This window comes from Paenibacillus sp. HGF5 (assembly GCF_000204455.1).
In the GTDB taxonomy this organism is placed as follows: Bacteria; Bacillota; Bacilli; order Paenibacillales; family Paenibacillaceae; genus Paenibacillus_AQ; species Paenibacillus_AQ lautus_A.
In genome coordinates, this window is sequence record NZ_AEXS01000167.1 from 99,142 (window position 1) to 117,807 (window position 18,666).

Genomic DNA, 18,666 nt, shown 5'->3' on the forward strand with positions numbered 1-18,666 from the left:
CCCCGAGAATGATTCAAAAAGGTTGATGCCGTTTACAAACCCGGTATGACGGTGTGGGTCTCTTTCAAAATCTGTTCGACTTCGGTCTTCACATCAGGGTTGTTTCGGATGAAATCCTTGACCTGCTTCAGGTTGGCAGCCTTCGAATGAGTCGATGCCTGTACCCCTGCAGTTCCATTGGAATGAGTGGAATCATGTCGGCCTGAACTGGGAGACACGCTTTCTCGGCTGGAGCCGCCAAACTGGCTCTTGTTGCCTTGAATTTTACTCATCGCGGTATTCGCAAACCGGCCAAGATTCGCGTCTTTCATCATCGAGGAGAAGAACATGCCGTTTTTCCGGGAAATCATCCGGGATGCAACGGCACCGATAATGACACCATATAGAAATGACGAAGTCTTCACTAATGATACCTCCTTCTATGATAAACTCGAGTTTATTGTTCTCGCACCGCCAGGAACTCATGCTACATAAATACAGGAAAGTGAGATGGAATCATGGTTAGAACACGAACAGTCCTTCTGTTGGCCTGCTGCCTGATGCTCAGTGCATGCGGCGGCAACGGCGCCGCTCAGAAGCAAGGCGCGGCTACGGGAGGCGGTAATACCCAGACGACGCAGCAAAACGAATCCACCGGGCAGGTGTCCCCTCCGAAAGAAAACACCGATCCTTCGGCCGAACTGGACAAGCCTGAAGACCCATCCAGCACGAGCTCGAGTAAATCCCCGGATTCCCCGGACCCGTCCGAAGAGGCCGTCAAGGATCCGGAAGCAGAGCTCCCGTCCGAACCGAAATACCACATGAACAAGGTGTACCGAATCGTACCAAACGATGAATCCGTACCCGAAAAGGTGGTGCTGCTCACATTTGACGACGGTCCCAAGGATGAAAAAATGATCAACCGCATGATCGATACGCTCGACAAGCATAAAGCCAAAGCCATTTTCTTCGTGAATGGATACCGCGCGAAGGAGCATCCCGAACTGCTGAAGCTGATCCATGACCGCGGTCAAATCATCGGCAATCATTCCTGGGATCATATCGACCTGAAAAAGGAAAGCAAACAAAAGGTCGAGAAACAGATCGGGGACGTCCAGAAAATCGTCAAGGAAGCAACGGGAGCGGAACCGAAGTTTTTCCGGCCTCCGTTCGGCTCCGGCGGAGATACCGTCAAGGAAGTAGCACTGGAGCATGACCTGCTCTTCATGACTTGGTCCAACGGTTCCCTGGATTGGGAAAGCAAAAACAAAAACAAACCCGATGCCGTTGTGAGCAACGTGCTCGAGCAGCTTCATCCCGGCAGCAATATTCTGATGCATGAGCTTCCGTGGACTGCCGAGGCCCTGGACGCTTTGCTGACCAAGCTCGAGGCCAAAGGGTATGGATTCGTTGATCCGCAATGGATCGAGCCTAAAATAAGATAAACCGAAAAACCGGAAAAACCTTAATTCTGCCGTCAAACATGCGACGATCGAATTAAGGTTTTTTGCGTAACGTAATCACATGATATTCCGCCGGACATTTCAAGCGCAGCGGAATATGGGAAGTGCCGAACCCCCGGCTGATCAGCAGCCTGGAGGATTGGACAGACTCGCCTGCCTTCCTCGGCAGCGTATACCATCCGGATTTATACTTCTTGTAAAAGCGCTCCAGACGAACCGCTCCGGCAATCGGCAGCACAATCTGTCCGCCATGGGTATGGCCTGCCAGCAGGAGATCCCCGTGCGTTTCTTCCTTGCCTTTGAGCCAGATTGGATCGTGCACCAGAATGATGTGATACTGGTCTTCCTCTGCATTTCCCCGGAATTTCGTATACGGATGTTTCCTGCTTGCCGGCTGCCTAACTCCGCTAAGAACAAGACATTCGTCATCCCGCTTCAACGTGACGGTCTTGTCATTCATAAGAATGACCCCGCTCTCCCGCAATACCTTACGAACGGCGTCCTTGCCTGCATACAGGTCGTGATTTCCCAGTACGGCATAAACGGGAGCGATGCGGGCCAGAACCGACATATTATGTCTCAACCGCTCAAGAGGCACCCCTTTTTCGGTAATATCCCCGCCCAGGAGCACGCAATCCACCGATGATATATTGGATAATAGCTTCTCTTCAGACAATTGTCTGCGATGTATGTCGGTGATGAACAGCATCCGAAACCCGTCAAACGACCGCGGAATACGCTCAGATACCACTTCCTCTTCACGCAGCCGATAGCCCCGGGCTTCAGCCCTCATCCAGCCGATTGCGCCTGCACCGAGTGCCGCAGCACCCGCTATCCACATCAACACACTCATAATATCTCCTTTAACAATTCCCTTAATGGAGGCGCTCCGATAAGTCCCCACCACAGAAGACCTACCATTAACAATATGAAGATGACAATTAATGAGTTCACAAACCACTTGCTCATTCTTACGCGATAGGAGGAATATGTATTCGTTCGTTTAGGCGCCGAAACCTCTTCCTCTATCGGATTCTGGTTTGACCTTGTCGATCTGGACCGGCTTAATCCATCCGCCGCACTGCCGCCCCGCGTCTTCGGTACCGCAGTGCTTACGGGAGCTTGGGATTTAGATCGACTCCGACTCCCCTCTGCCTGCAGCGGCTTTTCCGCCGCCCTCTTTTCGGATTGAGCCGATGACTTGTTCTTCCGGCCTTTATTTCGGCCCTGATGCCGTTGCATTCTGCTAAGCTCGTTCATGTTCCTCTTTCCTCCGAAACCGTATCAACATTCCCGATATGAAATCTATCAGAAAATGGCACAGAATTGGCGCCCAAATGGTACCCGTTTGTATATAGACGTAGCCCAGACCGTAACTGCTCAAGAAAACCCATCCAGTCGGCAGCCAATGCTTTAAATATCGGACATGGATCAGCGCGAACAAGATGCTTGTCCAATACGGTCCGAACGCATGCTGTATCGCTCCGCGAAACAATAATTCCTCGCAGATGGACACGATCAGGGCGATAACGAATATATGCCAAACCGGCCTTTTCCTGAACAGCATTTCATTGATCCCGCCGTCGTCCATGCTATCCTCCGACACAAACCGGGACAATACAAAGTCCACTGCCAGCATCGCTGCGGCAAGTCCGAGACCCCAATAAACAAACTCGATCTCCTTCGGAAAAACAAATAATCCGAACGGATTTCGGTGCTGAAACAAAATCCAGATCAAACCGACGATAAGCGTTAACGCTTGCGTAAGATACAGATTGATGAGCAGCAGCCGATCGTTCAGCTGGTGGGCTTCGATTCTTTTAACGCGTATTTTAAATTTTTTCATAGAAGATGGGCCTGTCTTTCATCTTGATTTTTAAGATATCTTCGTGTACAACCACAGTAATATAAGTATAATTTAATCATAGGCGGGCATATGCATCATAGCAAATTAACGGCATGACATTCAAGGCTATCCCTTGTTTCTTCCCCTGCTCCTAGGCGGTTGGCCTAAATAAACACCTATTGACACAATGTTAGAGCCATGATACATTATGAAAAAATTAATCTGTGAAAACCGATGACGGAAAAGAGAAACCGTAACGTCCTCAGAGAGCCGATGGTTGGTGCAAATCGGTGGCGTAAAGTATTCTTGAGCGTTCCTGAGATATTTCGCTGAAACTTGGAGTAGGCGCAAATCGGATGATATCCGTTACCAATCATGGTCTGAACAGACCGCTTGAGGCTGCCGCAACTTGGCAGCGAATAAGGGTGGCACCACGAATAACTCTCGTCCCTTACTACGGAGGTAGTATGCGGATTGAGAGTTTTTTATGTTCCTGTCTCTTTGCCACGACACCGCGTCAAACCTGTATAGACCTCTTGCAGCTTTATCGGAATTTCTGGTGTATAACGGAGCGCGCGCTAAGCGTAATCCTTATTCAATATTGCAGTACCGCATTTTATAGTGGATTTTAAGGAGGAAGAGAAACCATGTTTAAAGTATTGGTATCGGATCCGATCAGCGATTTGGGGATCCAGCAGTTAATGGACGCCGCCGATGTGCAGGTAGACAAAAAAACCGGGCTTAACGAAGACGAGCTCACTGCCATTATCGGTGAATACGACGGACTCCTCGTTCGGAGTCAGACGCGTGTTACAGAACGCATCATGAATGCAGGAACCAATCTCAAGGTGGTTGGCCGTGCCGGCGTTGGCGTGGACAACATTGATCTTGAAGCGGCAACAAAGCGCGGGATCGTTGTTATCAATGCACCTGACGGCAACACGATCACGACGGCAGAGCATACGTTTGCTATGATGATTGCCCTCGCCCGCCACATCCCTCAAGCTTATGCCAAAACGGTAGGCGGAACCTGGGATCGCAAATCCTTCCTCGGCGTAGAGCTCCGCAACAAAACGCTGGGCGTTATGGGCATGGGACGGATCGGCAGCGAGGTGGCTAAACGCGCCAAGGCTTTCGGCATGAACATTCTCGCTTTCGATCCGTTCCTGACGGAAGAACGCGCGGATAAGCTGGGCGTGAAGCTTTCCTCCGTGGATAATATTATCCGGAACGCAGACTTCATCACGGTTCATACTCCGCTTACGCCGGAGACGCGCCACATGATCGCCAGACCGCAATTCGAGGTCATGAAACGCGGCATGCGTATCGTGAACTGTGCCCGTGGCGGCATCATTGACGAGCGCGCGCTCGTGGAAGCCATCGATGAAGGCATTGTAGCCGGAGCCGCATTTGACGTATTCGAACATGAGCCGCCTGAAAGCGATCATCCGTTCCTGAACCATCCGAAGGTTATCGTCACTCCGCATCTGGGTGCATCCACTGTTGAAGCCCAGGAGAACGTTGCGATCGACGTTTCCGAGCAAGTGCTGCATATCCTGCGCAACGAACCGTTTAAGAATGCGGTCAACTTCCCGCTTGTAGCCGCAAGCGTCATGAACAAGCTGCAGCCTTACTTCTCGCTCGGCGAGAAATTGGGCAGTGTAGCGGCCCAGATCACCGCACACGCGGTAAAGGAGATTCACGTAGACTATGCAGGAGAGCTGGCTGAAGTCGATACGCAGGCCCTGACCCGCTACATCGTGAAGGGCGTGCTGGAACGCCACCTTGGAAGCGAAGTGAACATTGTCAACTCCATGCATTTGGCGAAGAGCCGCGATTTGCATGTCGTTGTGTCGCAGACGCCAAAAACCAAAGACTTCACCAATCTCGTTACCGTTACGCTGAAAACGCAAAACGGCCTGGAACGAATCGTTGCGGGTACGCTTCTTCTGGGATACGGCGAACGAATCGTCCGACTGGATAAATTCCCTGTCGATATCTCACCTGAAGGCCATCTGATCCTGATCTCCCACAACGATAAACCGGGCATTATCGGACGGGTCGGAACCCTGCTCGGCGAGAACGATGTCAACATCGCCTCCATGCAGGTGGGACGTAAAGTGATCGGCGGCGAGGCCATCATGCTCCTGACGGTGGATAAAGACGTTCCTAAGGACGTTCTGATCAAGCTTACCGGCTTGTCGGAGCTCAACACGGCGCAGCAAATCGCGCTAGGCTAAACTTTAATCCAAGGGGTTAATCATTGTTCCACGTAGAACAAGATTAACCCCTTTATTTCAACAAAAAAACACGCTCCTTGCGAGCGTGTTTTGTCTTTTGCGCGGGCATTCCCTAGGATTCTGCCGCTTTTGTCGGGATCGTCATCGTAAACACGGTGCCTTTCCCCACTTCGCTTGTCGCGTTGATCGTTCCATGGTGCGCGGTCACGATATTTTTCACGATGGCAAGGCCAATGCCGGTTCCCACCGTCTCCCCACGCACACGCGCCTTATCGGCCTTGTAGAATCGTTCGAATACAAAAGGCAGGTCTTCCGGCGGAATGCCGACACCCTGGTCGCAAACCTTCACCTGGAGCGCCTCCGTGTTGGATACGGCGATCCGGTCTGCCGTAATTTGAATTTTCTTGCCTGAAGGCGTATGACGGAAAGCGTTATCCAGCAAATTGGTCAGCACCTGTTCAAGCTTGTCTTCATCCGCCGCTTCGAGCTGAAGATTCGAATGGAGCTTGTTCAGCTGAAGATCGATATCCCGCTCTTTGGCTCGAACCGCAAATTTCCGGAATACCCGCTCGCACAATTCGCCTGCATCCATCTCGCGCAGGGATAACTCGGCATGCCCTGCCTCCATGCGCGTCAAATCAAGCAGATCCTTCACCAGACGCCCCATCCGCAGGGATTCCTCATGAATGACCTGTATGAGCTCCCTGCTCTCTTCGGGTGAAGCTGCCATGCCGTCCAGGAGCGCTTCGCTGTATCCCTGCATCATGGACAGCGGCGTCCGTATTTCGTGCGACACGTTGGCAATGAAGTCCGTCCGCATTTTTTCTAATGTAACCTGTTCGGTTATGTCCCTTAACACCACGACGGCTCCGCGGATCACGTCATCCGAATACAGGGGGGCCATATGGGCTGACCAGATTCCCTGCTTCACATGCAGATCGGCGCTTTGGTCTTTGCCTTCGTTGACGGTGGCGTAATATAACTCGCTGAGCGGTTTTGGCATGACATCGGCCGCCCAGCCTCCGCCCTGAAGCTCATCGTCCCACTGCAGCCCTTTCCAGGTCTTCATGATTTCCAGTCCCGGCGGGTTCACCAGGATGACCTGCCCGTGATTGTCAAACGTAATCACGGCGTCGCTCATGCTTCTCAGCACGCTGGACAGGTGCTCCTTCTCGTGGTTCAAATTGCGGATGTTCGTTTCCAGTTCCGCTGCCATATGGTTAAACGTATTGGCCAGCTCGCCGATCTCATCACTGGTCACAAGGTTCAACCGCGTGCCGTATTTCCCTTTACGGATATCGTTGGCTGCCTCGATGAGCTGCTGCATGGGCTGCGTAATTTTCGTCAGCAGGAACAACCCGAAAAAGGTGGTCATCGAAAAGCCGATAATGGCGACATAAGTAAATAAACGCTTGATGGCATCCGAGTTCGCGAAGGTGGTATCGATATAAGGGAGCAAGAATAAACCGAGCGTCAGCAGTACGCACGCGACCAAACAGGTTATCGTAATCCACAGCTTGCCGACAAGTGATCTCCAAAAACTCACGTTACTTCGGTACCTCCAGCTTGTAGCCTACTCCCCATACGGTCGTAATCATCGCTGCGGACTCCGCGGATACCTTATTCAATTTTTCGCGCAGACGCTTCACATGGGTATCAACCGTGCGAAGATCGCCAAAAAACTCGTAATTCCAAACATCCTTCAGCAGCTCTTCCCGCGAGAACACTTTGTCCGGGGACGAGGCCAAATAGTGCAGAAGCTCGTACTCCTTCGGCGTCAGGCTGATTTCATGCCCGCCGGCCGTCACGCGGTGGGCATCGTGTTCAATGATCAAGTGAGGGAATACGATGCTGTTGCTTGGATTCGGCTCCTTGCTCAGATAAGCCGTCGCGGACGAACGGCGCAATATAGCTTTAACGCGATAGATCACCTCGCGAGGACTGAACGGTTTCACCACATAATCGTCGGCGCCCACCTCGAATCCCTGAACGCGGTTAATCTCCTCGCCTTTGGCGGTCAGCATCAGGATCGGCGTAGACTTCACCTGACGAAGGCGGGTGCATACTTCAACGCCGTCCATGCCGGGCAGCATGACATCCAGAATAACGAGCCCGTAATCCTCCGAGCTTGCTTTGCGAAGAGCAGTCTCCCCATCCTCCGCCTCCTCGATTTCATATCCTTCCTTCTCCAGATACATTTTCAACAAACGGCGAATCCGTTCCTCATCATCAACAACAAGAATGCGATTTCCGTGCTCAGACATTGGCAGCCAACTCCTTCATTTTTATAGGGAAAATCAGAAGTGGCCCTCTTGATTAAGAAAGGGCCCTTCTGATTGTTAATTCACATCTATTCAATTGCCATTAGTCAGTGCCTGCATAGGAATGCAGACCCGCGATAATCAAGTTGACGCCGACCAGCGTGAACATGACCACGATAAAGCCGATAACGGACAGCCAGGACGAATATTTGCCCTGCCATCCGCGCGATAGCCGGAGATGAAGGTACACGCTGTAGAACAACCAAGTAATAAGCGCCCATACTTCCTTCGGATCCCAGCCCCAGAATCGGCCCCATGCAATCTCTGCCCAGATCATGGCGAAGATGAGACCGCCAAGCGTAAATACGGGGAAGCCGATCGCGATGGCTCGATAACTGATTTCGTCCAGATCATCCGGATCCAGTCGATGGAGTGCGGGCTGAATGAATTTAGCCAGCGGTTTGCGCAGGATCAGGCGGAGCAATCCGTAAAGGATCAATCCGGTGACCAGCGACCATACCACCGTATTCAGCTTACGTCCAGCGTTCACGCCGTGCATCCAGGACGGAGCTTCCATGAGTGGAGATTTCATGCCCAAGAAAGACTGCATGCTCTCCGTTTCGCTTTTATAAGGTGCGACAAGCGGAGGCATGTTATATTCCACTTTTACTATTGTACTATTTTCTGTCTTCGGGTCAACCAATGTCTGGTTAAACTCCGCCTGATATCCGCCTGCACGGAAGCTGTATACCGACAAAATAAATCCGATCAGCACCACGATGGCAAACATGACGAGCTCAAGCCAGCGCTGTTCCCTGCGCGCACCCTTGTCCGTTCCGCTAAAGTTAACGGTCCGGAGCAGGTGCATCAAGCCGGCAATAAAGCCGACCGCAAAAAACGCATCGCCCAATGCCGCCAATGTAACGTGGATACCCAGCCAATAGGACTGAAGCGAAGGAATGAGCGGCTGCACCTGCTGCGGGAACACGGCGGCATAGGCCATGATCAGGATTGCCAGAGGCAGTGCAAACAATCCGAGCAGCGATTTTTTGTAGATAAAATAAAGTACGAGGAAGGCAATCATGATTGCCATCGACAAGAAGGACATAAACTCATACATATTGCTGACCGGCACATGCCCCGAGCCCGCCCATCTAGTAAAGAAGTATAGCAAGTGTCCGATCAAACCGATCGTTGTCGTAACAAATGCGATCTTACCCCACTTCGCCAAATGGGCTTCCGGGTCGCGTTTGCGGAACCGGCGTCCCATGACGGCAAGTCCGTACATGATAAATGCCACGCAGTATAAGGTAAAGGCGACGATAAATGCGTCGCCGCTGAAATCAATTAGATTCATGCTTAGTCCCCCTGTTATTCTCCAATGACTTTTCATCGACTTCGATATTCATTTGCTTGAGGATCGCGGAGATCTCCTTGCGAAGTCCAAACCAGTTCTTGTTCGTATGCGCGCCCAGCGTCAGCGTTCCGTTATCAATACGCAGCCAGATCCGGCGATGGGTGAAATAAAAGCCCATGATCAAGCCGATCATACCGATGAAACAACCAACCCAAATGAACGGCATGGCTTTATCCACACGAATATTCAGATAAGTCGTCGATTCCGAAAAGTCCACATCGTCCATGCTGAGCACATCCAGTTTTACGAGTGCCTCCCCACCCGCCAGCTGCGCATTGATCGCTTCTTGATTGAAACGTTCCTTATCGATCTGTTTAGGGAAGTAGAAGTACTGAATGCCTTCCTTCGGCAGATCAGGTCCCTTAATCAGAAATAAGAATGCAGGCGCATTCGGGTTAGGTGACAAGTTGACCGGCTTGCCGTTATCGCCCAGCCCAAAATCGGTAAAGGACTGTGTAAGCGTTAACGTATATTCCCCTGCCTGATATACTCTTTGGGGATCGTTGATGGACAGCGTGATTTTGCCGTATTCCTTACCGCTCTTGCTGTCAATCAGCATCGGCGAAACCGTACGGAGAATCGGGGTCAGATCATAATCGAATTGATAAGCCTTTAACCCTTTGTAATTGAGCGGATGGTTCACTTCGATGTTATGGCGCGTCAATTCCACGAGCTGAGGCTCTTTATCGAGATCGTCGCAATTGGCCTCGCACATATACAGGATGGCCTGGGTTTGGAATTCCTTCGGCAGCACTTTGTTCTTGCCTTTGAATTCTTCAGGCATATCGTCCTCGGTATAGAATTCAACCTTAAAGCCGTCGTTCAATAAATAGTAGCTGGTGTTCTTGATGTGCACAGGCTCATCCTGGGGAAAGGCCATATGCTCGTCCATATGCAGTCCCGGCAGGTTCCGTCCCAAAACAGCGAGAAGGAAGATAATCAGGCCGATATGAAGAACATAAGGGCCCCAGCGGCTGAACCGCTGCTTCTCTGCCAGAAGCGTCCCGCCGTCCGTTCGAACGCGATAGCCCTTTTTCTTAATGATCGGCTTAATCCGCTCAACCCAGTCGGCCCCGTCCTCTTGGACTTGTCCTTGGTATACCACCTTCTGACGGGTAAGAAAGGACATATGCTTCGGAATCCGTTGTCTGCTGAGCGCTTTGTAGAGCGGCAGGACACGGTCAAGACTGCAAATGACAAGCGATGCGCCGATCATGACGAGCAGCAGAACGAACCACCAAGACGTATATGTATGTGACAGCCCGAGCAAGTAATAAATATGCCCCAGCTGTCCGTACTCCTCTTTGTAGTAGACAGAGGGGTCAATGTTAAGGAAAGTGCTCTCCTGCGGAAAGATCGTCCCCAGCGAGGATCCGATCAAGGTTAGCAATATGAGATATATTGCTACTTTTACCGAAGAGAAGAAATTCCATACCCGATCGATAATACCGGGATTTTCTTTCTGCGATCGACGGGCAACGCCGTCATACCGCATTTCCAGAATCGGCTGGGCCTCCGCTTCCTCGGTCAGCGGCTTGCCGCAAGCCTCGCAGAGGACCGTCCCCGTTGGATTCTGGTGTCCACAATCACACTTCGTATTCTGGATCAAAGGCTTGGAACCTTGACTCATTTCGCATTCACCAACTGTTCAATTTGTTTGTCAAGGGTGTTCAAATCCAGTTCGCCTATGCGAATATGGTCAATCTTGCCGGAGGCCGTAACAAAAAAGGTCGTTGGCATCGGCCCAACCCCGAAGCTGGCAACAGCGTTCCGCTTGGGATCCATCAGGATGGGGAATTTCACGCCGGTTTGAGCAACAAAATTCTCTACCGTCATTTTGTTCTCGCCCACATTGATTCCGATGATCTCAACGCCCTGGCTGCTCCATTTTTCCCACTGGGCTTGAAGTGCCGGCATTTCCCGCACGCACGGCGGACAGTAGGTGCCCCAGAAATTAATAACCCTGGCCTTGCCTTCGTATTCACTCATGGTATGTACGTTGCCATCCATGCCTAGAAGTTCGAAATCCGCTGCCTTTTGCCCTACTTTGGGAACCTCATCAGAGCCGAATACAACGGTTGCAACGGCGTACACTCCGATCAGGATGATGGCAAGCAGAATAACAATCTGTACGCTTTTCTTAGATTTGCCCATATAGCAGCAGCTTCCTTTCTATGACATTCATCATATCGCATACTACGGGTGTGAACATCCTATGAACAATTATAACGAAATTTGTCATAAACGCCGCTCGCCATTTTGAATATTATGTGTCGGGTTTAACGTTTTTTCTTCGGTTTCCCACCCGGCTTTGCGGCTTTCGCCATCTGCAGGAGCTGGTTGATTTCGTCCGCCGTCAAATGGCGGTACAAGCCCCGCTTTAAATTTTGCAGCAGCAGATCCCCGTAAGATATCCGCTTCAATCTCAATACCGGATGGGAAATCGCCTCGAACATCCTTCTCACTTGACGATTGCGGCCTTCATGAATCGTGATCGAAATAACGGATTGTTTATTGTCCGGATCCACGTCCTTATACTCCACTTCCGCAGGAGACGTCATTCCGTCCTCCAGCATAATCCCTTGACGAAGCTTGTCCAGCTCGGTGCCGTGGGGCACCCCTTTCACGGTAGCCAAATAAGTCTTGGGCACATGGTATTTGGGGTGGCTGAGCAGATTGGCAAACTCCCCGTCGTTGGTCAGCAGCAAAAGCCCCTCCGTATCGTAGTCCAAACGTCCAATCGGATATACCCGCTCTTTAATGCCTTTGAGATAATCCGATACAATTTTACGGCCTTCGGGATCGGAAGCGCTTGTAATGACTCCCTTCGGCTTATTCAGCATGACATATACCTTTTTCTCATTCTTAATCGGTTTGCCTGAAACCGTAATGATATCCTGGGCTGGATCGGCCTTCGTGCCGAGCTCGGTAACGGTCTCACCGTTTACCTGCACCTTGCCTTCAAGAATCAATTCCTCGCACTTGCGGCGGGAAGCGACTCCGGCCTGTGCCATAATTTTCTGTAATCTCTCCATGTTCGTTAGGTCACCTCATCCCTAATGATAACCATCGACAGGATAAATCACAAGCGCGTTCCATGGAAAATGTGCCCCTGGGCAGGTGTCAGAGTGGGGAAATAAGTAGAGCGGGGAAATATCATGGAGTCTGGACAGCTCCAAAATGATTTTGCTGGCGGTAAACAGCTGCGTTTTCTGGTCCAGCGTCATCGACTCGTAGCTGGCATTGAAGTCGCCCTCCAGACAGATGTGGATCTGTCCCGGTTGGACCAGCACGGAAGAAGCGGACACGGAGCCGTCCTGATGGATTTTAAAATCCCAGTTCCGCGGTTCCTGCGAGCACACGGTATGATGAATAACAAAACCCTCGATTTCCATCCCATCACCCCTACTACAAATTGTGATTGCAGCAGTATATGACATGGCGGAATCAAGGGTATAGGCATACGTCCTGTTACATTGAAAAAACGCACCTTCTTACTATATGCCTTGCTTTCGGCTTTCTAACAGTCGTCCATGAAATCAATTAACCGAACACCAGCAAGCAGACGGCAATCGCCGCAATAAACCCGACCAAATCGGAGAACAGTCCGACCTTCAACGCATAGCGGCCATTGCGGATGCCCACGGCGCCAAAATAGACGGTCAACACGTATAAGGTTGTGTCCGTGCTTCCCTGTATGGTCGAAGCGATTCGGCCGATCATCGAATCCGGTCCGTATGCGCGGATCAGCTCCGTTGTGTAAGCGAGGGAGCCCGTACCTGTCAGCGGCCGTAATATTCCCAAAGGCAGAATCTCGCTAGGTACGCCGAGCGATTGCAAAAAAGGGCCCGTCCAACCGACAAAAAACTCCAGGGCGCCGGAAGAGCGGAATACGCTTATGGCGACCATCATGCCAACCAAATGCGGAATGATCCCGATCGCCGTGGAGAAGCCGTCCTTGGCTCCGTCCACAAACGATTCGTATACGGGCACTTTGCGCGTATAAGCATAAAGAGGAATAAATGCGATAATAATGGGTATTGACCAGGCGGAAACGAGATTAATCCAAGACAGCAAGACTCATCACCCCTTCACGTCCGGGTTCAGGCCTGTACCGATTCCGGGCGGCTTCTGGCGGCGCATCGTTCGTCTGCGATACCATCGGTCGGCGATAATTGCCGCGGCCGTCGCAATCGCAGTGGCCAATAGCGTGGTTCCGACGATTTCCGAAGGATTGGCAGATTCATAATTTAGCCGGATCGCGATCAGCGTTGTCGGTATCAGCGTAATGCTGGCCGTGTTTAACGCCAGGAGCGTGCACATCGCCGGAGATGCCGTTTCCTTATCCGGATTCAATTTCTGAAGCTCCTGCATCGCTTTGATTCCCATCGGGGTCGCCGCATTGCCCAGACCGAACAAATTGGCGCTCATATTGGACAATATGTATCCCATTGCGGGATGATTTTTCGGTACATCCGGGAACAGGAAGCGGACAACCGGCCCCAGCAGCCTGGCCACTTTTTTCAGCAGACCCGCGTCCTCTGCGAGCCGCATCATGCCAAGCCAGAATACCAGTATGCTGATAAGACCGAAGGAGACGGTTACGCCCGTTTGGGCTCCGTCGAATGCGGCTTTCGTGACGCTGTCGATGTTCCCGTTGACGGCCGCAAAACAAAACCCGATCACAATCATCCCCATCCAAATCAAATTGATCATCTCTTCGCCCCCGTTTTGCTGCCCCGCTGTTATGAGAATACACGATTCTTTAGCGAAGGCTAGTTATGTGCGCCCCTGAACAGATGCCGGAGCACTTCTCCTGCAGACTGCCAAAGCGACAAGGAACCGACGGGTCCCAGAGCGCTCCTGGACTTTTGCAAGGCCTCAGGGGCTTCAGGAAGTTTGCTTCCTTCCGTGTAAACCGGAACCTTGCCGATGCTGACATTATCGAGCAGCAGCTCAATATGCCCCCGCAGCCCAAAAGACAAGTCGGGCGTGCTTGCTTTATGCAGGACCAGTCTCTTCACCAGGCGCGCTTCCTCATCATGCGCGAACGCATAAGTGAAGGAACTGCCCGTGACGAGCGGATAGCCCTGGATTTTCTGTCCCTTTTCCGTGACCTTTTTCAGTGGAAAATGAGCAAAGCCATAATCCAGCATGTTGGAATGGTCGTTCCAATCGTTGCCGTCATTCAGTGTTACCGCTGCGATTTGCTGACCGTTACGAGTAGCGGAGCTCACCAGGCAGCGGAATGCTTTTTTGGTGTAACCCGTTTTGACGCCGTCCGCCCCTTCGTAGAAGCGCAGCATTTTGTTTTTGTTGTCCCATTTGTAGTCCCATGCTTCATTCGGGTTTGGCGCTTTCTTGGTAGGGGTTTTGACGATCTCGCTAAAGACCGGATTCTTGAGGGCATATGCCGTCAGTTTGGCTACGTCATGCGCTGACGAGTAATGCTCGTCGTGATCCAGTCCATGCGGATTCATAAAATGCGAATTCGTCATGCCGAGCGAGGCGGCCTTCTCGTTCATCAATAACACAAAGCCTTCTTCCGTACCGCCGACATGCTCCGCAATGGCCGTGGCAGCATCGTTGCCGGAGCGCAGCATCAAGCCGTACAGCAGATTCTCAAGGGTCATCTCCTCGCCAAGCTTCAGGAAGATCGAGGAGCCCTCTTTGGCAAAAGCATTCTTGGAGACTTTGACGCGATCATCCAGCTTGCCGTGTTCAATGGCCACGATGGCGGTCATAATCTTGGTCAAGCTGGCGATTCTTAAACGCTCGTCCCCGTTCTTGCTGTACAGCATTCTCCCGGACGTCACGTCAATCAGCGCAGCTGCCTGTGCATGATTGGACGGGCCTTGCTCGTGATCTGCATGTACAGGGACAGCCGTAACCAGCAAGCAGCATATGGCGATCAACATGGATAACATAGACTTGCGGTTCGTCCATTTCATTTTCATCATTTTATCCTCCGGTGTTCAGAAATCTTGTACAAGTATATGTCGTCCTCGCTGAAGGTATGTCCATTTCATTGCAGCAAAAATCCCTTCCGTCATGAACGAAAGGGATCTGCCTGCTTCAATCAGTATGCCGGCGGAGGCGTCGTGCTGCCTGCGGCATTGCTTCCCGATTGAAACATCGACTGGATTTGATCGAGTAAATACGGGGTCGCATCGATAATCCGTTCAAACAGATGTGTCTGGTTGTCCAGCGGAACGATGTGCACGCCTTCTTTACCCACGACCAGGAAAGCTATCGGCCGGATGGACACGCCACCGCCGCTGCCGCCGCCAAAAGGAAGGGCATTATGGTCGGTATGCGTCCCGTTAGCGGTATTATGGTGTGTGCCGCCTGCTTCAACGTTGTAGTCGCTCCCGCCCGCTGCAAAACCAAACGCCACCTTACTGATTGGCAAAATGACGCTGCCGTCAGGGGTATTCACGGGGTCGCCTACGATCGTATTCACGTCCACCATTCCCTTGATGTTCTCCATAGCCGTTTGCATCAAGCCTTGAATAGGGTGTTCTGCCATGATCTAATTCCTCCTTTCACCTTTAACACGCGAACTATAAGTACCAGTCCAGCATACATAGCTTTTCCGCAGGAGATTTTCGCTATGCAGCAAAGCTCTGTGGAAATTTGCGGCGGACCGTTAAAGACCGGTACCACCTGGATTTCCGGCAGCTCATCCATAATCAGCCGGTACGACATCCATCCCATAATGGTATGCTTAACAGCATGAAGCAGCCCGGTTGCAACCGCGGTATCGGCCGCATGCTCCAAAGCAATCCGGGTTGACCAGCGCACATCCATGAGATGAACGGCCGCCATCGTTTGCCTTGCCCACTTTTTAAATCCTTTAGTAGTCAGCAAGACCCGCACATAGTCCCTATATCGTATAGTTCGTCTTGAAGTTTCTTTGTTTTCTTTGGAACCGAGCTCAGTCCCCTCGTCCACGGGAACGGTCTCTTTTTTATACTCAATGCCACCGTTGGCCAAGTGAAAGGGAACTTCGTATTTGCGCGTGATCCATCCAAAGAGCATTTTCATTTCCGCCAATACTTTATATTCATTTTTTCTTAGGACCACGTCCAGCTTTATCGTGACCTTCGAGCTTAGCACAACGATCAGCAATGCGATAAGGAGAACGACCAGGCCGACCGCAAGAAAGATCCATATCCTCACGAAGTAACCCCCAAAACGAACTTAGTAAAATGTAATCCGCTTGGCTTAGTATGGCAAAAGGGTCTCCAAATGATGCGAAACTGCTTCGATCCTCTGCTTTCATATGCCTGGAACGACAAAAAAAGGGCCCGGACGCGGATTATCCACGCTCAGGACCCATTTCTCAAATGAAGCATTATACCATATATGATGGCTAGCTTTCCTCCACATCATCAAACGTAAGCTGTTGTCCGTCAAGCTTGTCGAACAGCAGCTGCGTTTCCTCTTCCAGATGATCGTTATCCTCGAATTGCGACGGCTCCGGCAAATCCTTGATGTTCGCAAGCCCGAAATAATCCAGAAACGATTTGGTCGTTCCATACAGAATCGGTCTGCCAATCGCCTCCGCGCGTCCGACTTCTTCAATCAACCCTTTGCTTACCAGCGTATGGATGGCTCTTTCGGACTTGACGCCGCGAATGTCTTCAATCTCCACCCGCGTAATCGGCTGCCGATAGGCCACGATGGAAAGCGTCTCGAGCGCGGCTTGCGACAATGAGGAGCGGGAAGGCGAATACGCCAGACGTTCGAAATACGGGGCGTGCTCGGCCAGCGTCGCGATTTTGTAGCTCCCTGCAATCTGCACGATCTGAATTCCCCGTTCATATCGCTCCCATTCTTCCTTCATATCCTCCAGCGCTTCGCCAACGAGGCCATCCGATTGCTCGGTGATTTCAGCAATTTGCTTTACCGACAAGCCCTCTTCTCCCGCCAGGAACAGAAGCCCCTCAATAATCGATTTCAGCTTCGGATATTCCATCAATGCGTTCTTCCCCTCTCCACTCCATGACGATATCTTCAAACAATTTCTCTTGGTAGCACAGGATTTGCTTCATCTTCATCAGCTCCAAGATAGCCAGAAAGGTCACCACGATTTCATGGCGCTCCATCTCCTCGTGCAGCAGCTTGGAGAACAGAATCCTGCCTCCCGGCCCGACCTGCTCCAAAGCGTCCATCACCTGCCGGATCCGGTCCTTAACCGATATTTCATCCCGCTGGATGCGGGCATACGATGTGCGTTTGACGGCTTTGCTTAACGCTTTTTGAAAAGCTGCGATCAAATCCGAGATATGTAATCCCTGCACCGGGTTCTCTTCCACTTCCGGCATGTAAGGAGTCAGATCCTCCGCTTCCTTGGAGTAAATCATGCTGCGTTCCCATTCCTTCTCATGCAGATGACGGGCGATGCCTTTGTACTTGCGGTATTCGATCAGCTTCGCGATGAGTTCCGCTCTCGGATCCATGTCATCCTCTTCAAAAAAATCGAACTCGTCCATTTCGATAACCGGAGGCTTCGGAAGCAATAGCTTGCTCTTTATAGACAGCAGCGTTGCAGCCATCACCAGAAATTCGCTCGTAATTTCCAGTTCCAGCTCCTGCATGTTGTGTAAATAGGCCATGTATTGTTCGGTAATCTCGCTGACGGGAATATCCTGGATGTCGATTTCCGCTTTATCAATCAAGTGCAGCAGCAGATCGAGCGGTCCTTCAAACGTTTCCAGCTTGTATAATACGGTCACGGTGAATCCTCCCGCCAAAAATAAAATGCAGTGCTCTATAAAAAGAGCACTACATTAAATAAGCACTATTTTAGGCTTTTCGTCAAGTTCGCCATTTCAATGGCCGCCATGGCGGAATCCCAGCCTTTATTGCCTGCCTTCGTTCCCGCCCGTTCGACGGCTTGTTCAATGTTCTCCGTCGTGACGACGCCGAAAATCGTTGGTACGCCGGTCTTCAGGTTAATGGCGGACACGCCCTTGGCCACTTCGTTGCACACATAATCATAGTGCGTGGTGGAGCCGCGAATGACGGTTCCCAAGGTGATGATCGCATCGTATTTGCCGCTTTCTGCCATCTTTTGGGCGATGAGCGGAATTTCAAACGCCCCCGGCACCCAGGCGACGTCGATTTCGTTGTCCTGTGCGCCGTGACGCTTCAAGGCGTCCAGTGCCCCGCCAAGCAGCTTGCTGGTGATGAATTCGTTGAAACGACCTACCACGATGCCGTATTTCAAACCTTCGGATACTAAATGACCTTCAAATATTGTTGCCATGTTGGATGACTTCCTTTCGGGTTGGAGTTTATATAAGGTCAAACATGGATTTGGGATGACATCGATGTGGTTGCCCGCTGCGCTGACGGCTGCTGCTTCCGATCGCTGTTAACTCCTGATTTCATGATCTATATTCTCAGGGAAGAAATCAGGAGTTAAAGGCGACCGCTGGCGCTTCTCCAGCAG

General features: G+C 51.4%; 21 protein-coding genes and 1 other annotated feature. Of the genes, 2 read left to right on the top strand and 19 right to left on the bottom strand.

Annotated elements, in window-relative coordinates; all coding sequences use genetic code 11:
* Positions 1 to 32 precede the first annotated feature (32 nt).
* Positions 33 to 404: a hypothetical protein gene (locus tag HMPREF9412_RS27850; RefSeq protein ID WP_009595177.1), complete on the bottom strand. Its 372-nt coding sequence runs from the start codon at positions 402 to 404 to the stop codon at positions 33 to 35.
* Between the two features lie 93 nt (positions 405 to 497).
* On the opposite strand from HMPREF9412_RS27850, the gene HMPREF9412_RS27855 reads away from it, so the two are divergent.
* The gene (locus tag HMPREF9412_RS27855) at positions 498 to 1,424 is read left to right on the top strand and encodes a polysaccharide deacetylase family protein (protein ID WP_036673817.1); all 927 of its coding nucleotides are present in this window, start codon (positions 498 to 500) and stop codon (positions 1,422 to 1,424) included.
* A gap of 52 nt (positions 1,425 to 1,476) precedes the next feature.
* On the opposite strand, the gene HMPREF9412_RS27860 is transcribed toward HMPREF9412_RS27855, so the two are convergent.
* Genes HMPREF9412_RS27860 through HMPREF9412_RS27870 form a run of 3 tightly spaced genes read right to left on the bottom strand, consistent with a single transcriptional unit; the run spans position 1,477 to position 3,288 of the window.
* A complete protein-coding gene (locus tag HMPREF9412_RS27860; protein WP_036673820.1) occupies positions 1,477 to 2,295 on the bottom strand; it encodes a metallophosphoesterase in 819 nt (272 codons plus the stop codon).
* Positions 2,292 to 2,702, bottom strand: coding sequence for a hypothetical protein (locus HMPREF9412_RS27865; RefSeq protein WP_036673822.1), 411 nt, complete (start codon positions 2,700 to 2,702; stop codon positions 2,292 to 2,294). The genes HMPREF9412_RS27860 and HMPREF9412_RS27865 overlap by 4 nt, the downstream gene beginning before the upstream one ends.
* Positions 2,689 to 3,288: a CPBP family intramembrane glutamic endopeptidase gene (locus tag HMPREF9412_RS27870; RefSeq protein WP_009595100.1), complete on the bottom strand. Its 600-nt coding sequence runs from the start codon at positions 3,286 to 3,288 to the stop codon at positions 2,689 to 2,691. The genes HMPREF9412_RS27865 and HMPREF9412_RS27870 overlap by 14 nt, the downstream gene beginning before the upstream one ends.
* Before the next feature lie 225 nt (positions 3,289 to 3,513).
* Positions 3,514 to 3,743 (top strand) — a binding site (T-box leader).
* Positions 3,744 to 3,935: 192 nt separating this feature from the next.
* On the opposite strand from HMPREF9412_RS27870, the gene serA reads away from it, so the two are divergent.
* Positions 3,936 to 5,528, top strand: coding sequence for a phosphoglycerate dehydrogenase (gene serA / locus HMPREF9412_RS27875; protein WP_009595252.1), 1,593 nt, complete (start codon positions 3,936 to 3,938; stop codon positions 5,526 to 5,528).
* Positions 5,529 to 5,640: 112 nt separating this feature from the next.
* Here the strand turns inward: serA and HMPREF9412_RS27880 are convergent, their stop codons facing one another.
* The 15 genes from HMPREF9412_RS27880 to ribH form a co-directional block, all read right to left on the bottom strand.
* On the bottom strand, positions 5,641 to 7,074 hold the full coding sequence (locus HMPREF9412_RS27880; protein WP_009595229.1) for an ATP-binding protein: 1,434 nt from the start codon (positions 7,072 to 7,074) through the stop codon (positions 5,641 to 5,643).
* 1 nt (position 7,075) lies between these two features.
* On the bottom strand, positions 7,076 to 7,792 hold the full coding sequence (locus HMPREF9412_RS27885; RefSeq protein ID WP_009595176.1) for a response regulator transcription factor: 717 nt from the start codon (positions 7,790 to 7,792) through the stop codon (positions 7,076 to 7,078).
* Between the two features lie 100 nt (positions 7,793 to 7,892).
* Positions 7,893 to 9,146, bottom strand: a complete 1,254-nt coding sequence (gene ccsB, locus HMPREF9412_RS27890; protein WP_009595211.1) for a c-type cytochrome biogenesis protein CcsB — start codon at positions 9,144 to 9,146, stop codon at positions 7,893 to 7,895.
* On the bottom strand, positions 9,133 to 10,836 hold the full coding sequence (gene resB / locus HMPREF9412_RS27895) for a cytochrome c biogenesis protein ResB (protein ID WP_009595213.1): 1,704 nt from the start codon (positions 10,834 to 10,836) through the stop codon (positions 9,133 to 9,135). Before resB ends, ccsB begins: the two co-directional genes overlap by 14 nt.
* Complete coding sequence (locus tag HMPREF9412_RS27900; protein ID WP_009595122.1) at positions 10,833 to 11,360, bottom strand: redoxin domain-containing protein; 528 nt, start codon at positions 11,358 to 11,360, stop codon at positions 10,833 to 10,835. Before HMPREF9412_RS27900 ends, resB begins: the two co-directional genes overlap by 4 nt.
* A 125-nt stretch (positions 11,361 to 11,485) precedes the next feature.
* On the bottom strand, positions 11,486 to 12,241 hold the full coding sequence (locus tag HMPREF9412_RS27905; protein ID WP_009595165.1) for a pseudouridine synthase: 756 nt from the start codon (positions 12,239 to 12,241) through the stop codon (positions 11,486 to 11,488).
* Positions 12,242 to 12,262: 21 nt separating this feature from the next.
* Positions 12,263 to 12,601, bottom strand: a complete 339-nt coding sequence (locus tag HMPREF9412_RS27910; protein ID WP_009595254.1) for a hypothetical protein — start codon at positions 12,599 to 12,601, stop codon at positions 12,263 to 12,265.
* Between the two features lie 148 nt (positions 12,602 to 12,749).
* Positions 12,750 to 13,283: a spore maturation protein gene (locus tag HMPREF9412_RS27915; RefSeq protein ID WP_009595151.1), complete on the bottom strand. Its 534-nt coding sequence runs from the start codon at positions 13,281 to 13,283 to the stop codon at positions 12,750 to 12,752.
* 6 nt (positions 13,284 to 13,289) lie between these two features.
* Positions 13,290 to 13,922 (bottom strand): nucleoside recognition domain-containing protein, encoded by a 633-nt coding sequence (locus HMPREF9412_RS27920; RefSeq protein ID WP_009595212.1) that lies wholly within the window; start codon positions 13,920 to 13,922, stop codon positions 13,290 to 13,292.
* A gap of 59 nt (positions 13,923 to 13,981) precedes the next feature.
* Complete coding sequence (locus HMPREF9412_RS27925; protein WP_009595175.1) at positions 13,982 to 15,166, bottom strand: D-alanyl-D-alanine carboxypeptidase family protein; 1,185 nt, start codon at positions 15,164 to 15,166, stop codon at positions 13,982 to 13,984.
* A gap of 119 nt (positions 15,167 to 15,285) precedes the next feature.
* Positions 15,286 to 15,735 (bottom strand): GerW family sporulation protein, encoded by a 450-nt coding sequence (gene ytfJ, locus HMPREF9412_RS27930; protein ID WP_009595256.1) that lies wholly within the window; start codon positions 15,733 to 15,735, stop codon positions 15,286 to 15,288.
* Positions 15,708 to 16,388, bottom strand: a complete 681-nt coding sequence (locus HMPREF9412_RS27935) for a DUF2953 domain-containing protein (protein ID WP_009595104.1) — start codon at positions 16,386 to 16,388, stop codon at positions 15,708 to 15,710. The genes ytfJ and HMPREF9412_RS27935 overlap by 28 nt, the downstream gene beginning before the upstream one ends.
* 193 nt (positions 16,389 to 16,581) lie before the next feature.
* The gene (gene scpB / locus HMPREF9412_RS27940; protein ID WP_009595153.1) at positions 16,582 to 17,187 is read right to left on the bottom strand and encodes an SMC-Scp complex subunit ScpB; all 606 of its coding nucleotides are present in this window, start codon (positions 17,185 to 17,187) and stop codon (positions 16,582 to 16,584) included.
* On the bottom strand, positions 17,156 to 17,947 hold the full coding sequence (locus HMPREF9412_RS27945; RefSeq protein ID WP_009595095.1) for a segregation and condensation protein A: 792 nt from the start codon (positions 17,945 to 17,947) through the stop codon (positions 17,156 to 17,158). The genes scpB and HMPREF9412_RS27945 overlap by 32 nt, the downstream gene beginning before the upstream one ends.
* Before the next feature lie 65 nt (positions 17,948 to 18,012).
* Positions 18,013 to 18,480: a 6,7-dimethyl-8-ribityllumazine synthase gene (gene ribH, locus HMPREF9412_RS27950; protein WP_009595158.1), complete on the bottom strand. Its 468-nt coding sequence runs from the start codon at positions 18,478 to 18,480 to the stop codon at positions 18,013 to 18,015.
* Between the last annotated feature and the right edge of the window lie 186 nt (positions 18,481 to 18,666).

Bases quoted from the DNA above. Each gene is read 5' to 3' on its own strand.
- HMPREF9412_RS27900 (WP_009595122.1), bottom strand. From the start codon at position 11,360: ATGGGCAAATCTAAGAAAAGCGTACAGATTGTTATTCTGCTTGCCATC.
- ytfJ (WP_009595256.1), bottom strand. From the start codon at position 15,735: ATGGCAGAACACCCTATTCAAGGCTTGATGCAAACGGCTATGGAGAAC.
- HMPREF9412_RS27855 (WP_036673817.1), top strand. From the start codon at position 498: ATGGTTAGAACACGAACAGTCCTTCTGTTGGCCTGCTGCCTGATGCTC.
- ccsB (WP_009595211.1), bottom strand. From the start codon at position 9,146: ATGAATCTAATTGATTTCAGCGGCGACGCATTTATCGTCGCCTTTACC.
- ribH (WP_009595158.1), bottom strand. From the start codon at position 18,480: ATGGCAACAATATTTGAAGGTCATTTAGTATCCGAAGGTTTGAAATAC.
- HMPREF9412_RS27920 (WP_009595212.1), bottom strand. From the start codon at position 13,922: ATGATCAATTTGATTTGGATGGGGATGATTGTGATCGGGTTTTGTTTT.
- HMPREF9412_RS27905 (WP_009595165.1), bottom strand. From the start codon at position 12,241: ATGGAGAGATTACAGAAAATTATGGCACAGGCCGGAGTCGCTTCCCGC.
- serA (WP_009595252.1), top strand. From the start codon at position 3,936: ATGTTTAAAGTATTGGTATCGGATCCGATCAGCGATTTGGGGATCCAG.
- HMPREF9412_RS27870 (WP_009595100.1), bottom strand. From the start codon at position 3,288: ATGAAAAAATTTAAAATACGCGTTAAAAGAATCGAAGCCCACCAGCTG.
- HMPREF9412_RS27865 (WP_036673822.1), bottom strand. From the start codon at position 2,702: ATGAACGAGCTTAGCAGAATGCAACGGCATCAGGGCCGAAATAAAGGC.
- HMPREF9412_RS27910 (WP_009595254.1), bottom strand. From the start codon at position 12,601: ATGGAAATCGAGGGTTTTGTTATTCATCATACCGTGTGCTCGCAGGAA.
- scpB (WP_009595153.1), bottom strand. From the start codon at position 17,187: ATGGAATATCCGAAGCTGAAATCGATTATTGAGGGGCTTCTGTTCCTG.
- HMPREF9412_RS27925 (WP_009595175.1), bottom strand. From the start codon at position 15,166: ATGATGAAAATGAAATGGACGAACCGCAAGTCTATGTTATCCATGTTG.
- HMPREF9412_RS27860 (WP_036673820.1), bottom strand. From the start codon at position 2,295: ATGAGTGTGTTGATGTGGATAGCGGGTGCTGCGGCACTCGGTGCAGGC.
- resB (WP_009595213.1), bottom strand. From the start codon at position 10,836: ATGAGTCAAGGTTCCAAGCCTTTGATCCAGAATACGAAGTGTGATTGT.
- HMPREF9412_RS27885 (WP_009595176.1), bottom strand. From the start codon at position 7,792: ATGTCTGAGCACGGAAATCGCATTCTTGTTGTTGATGATGAGGAACGG.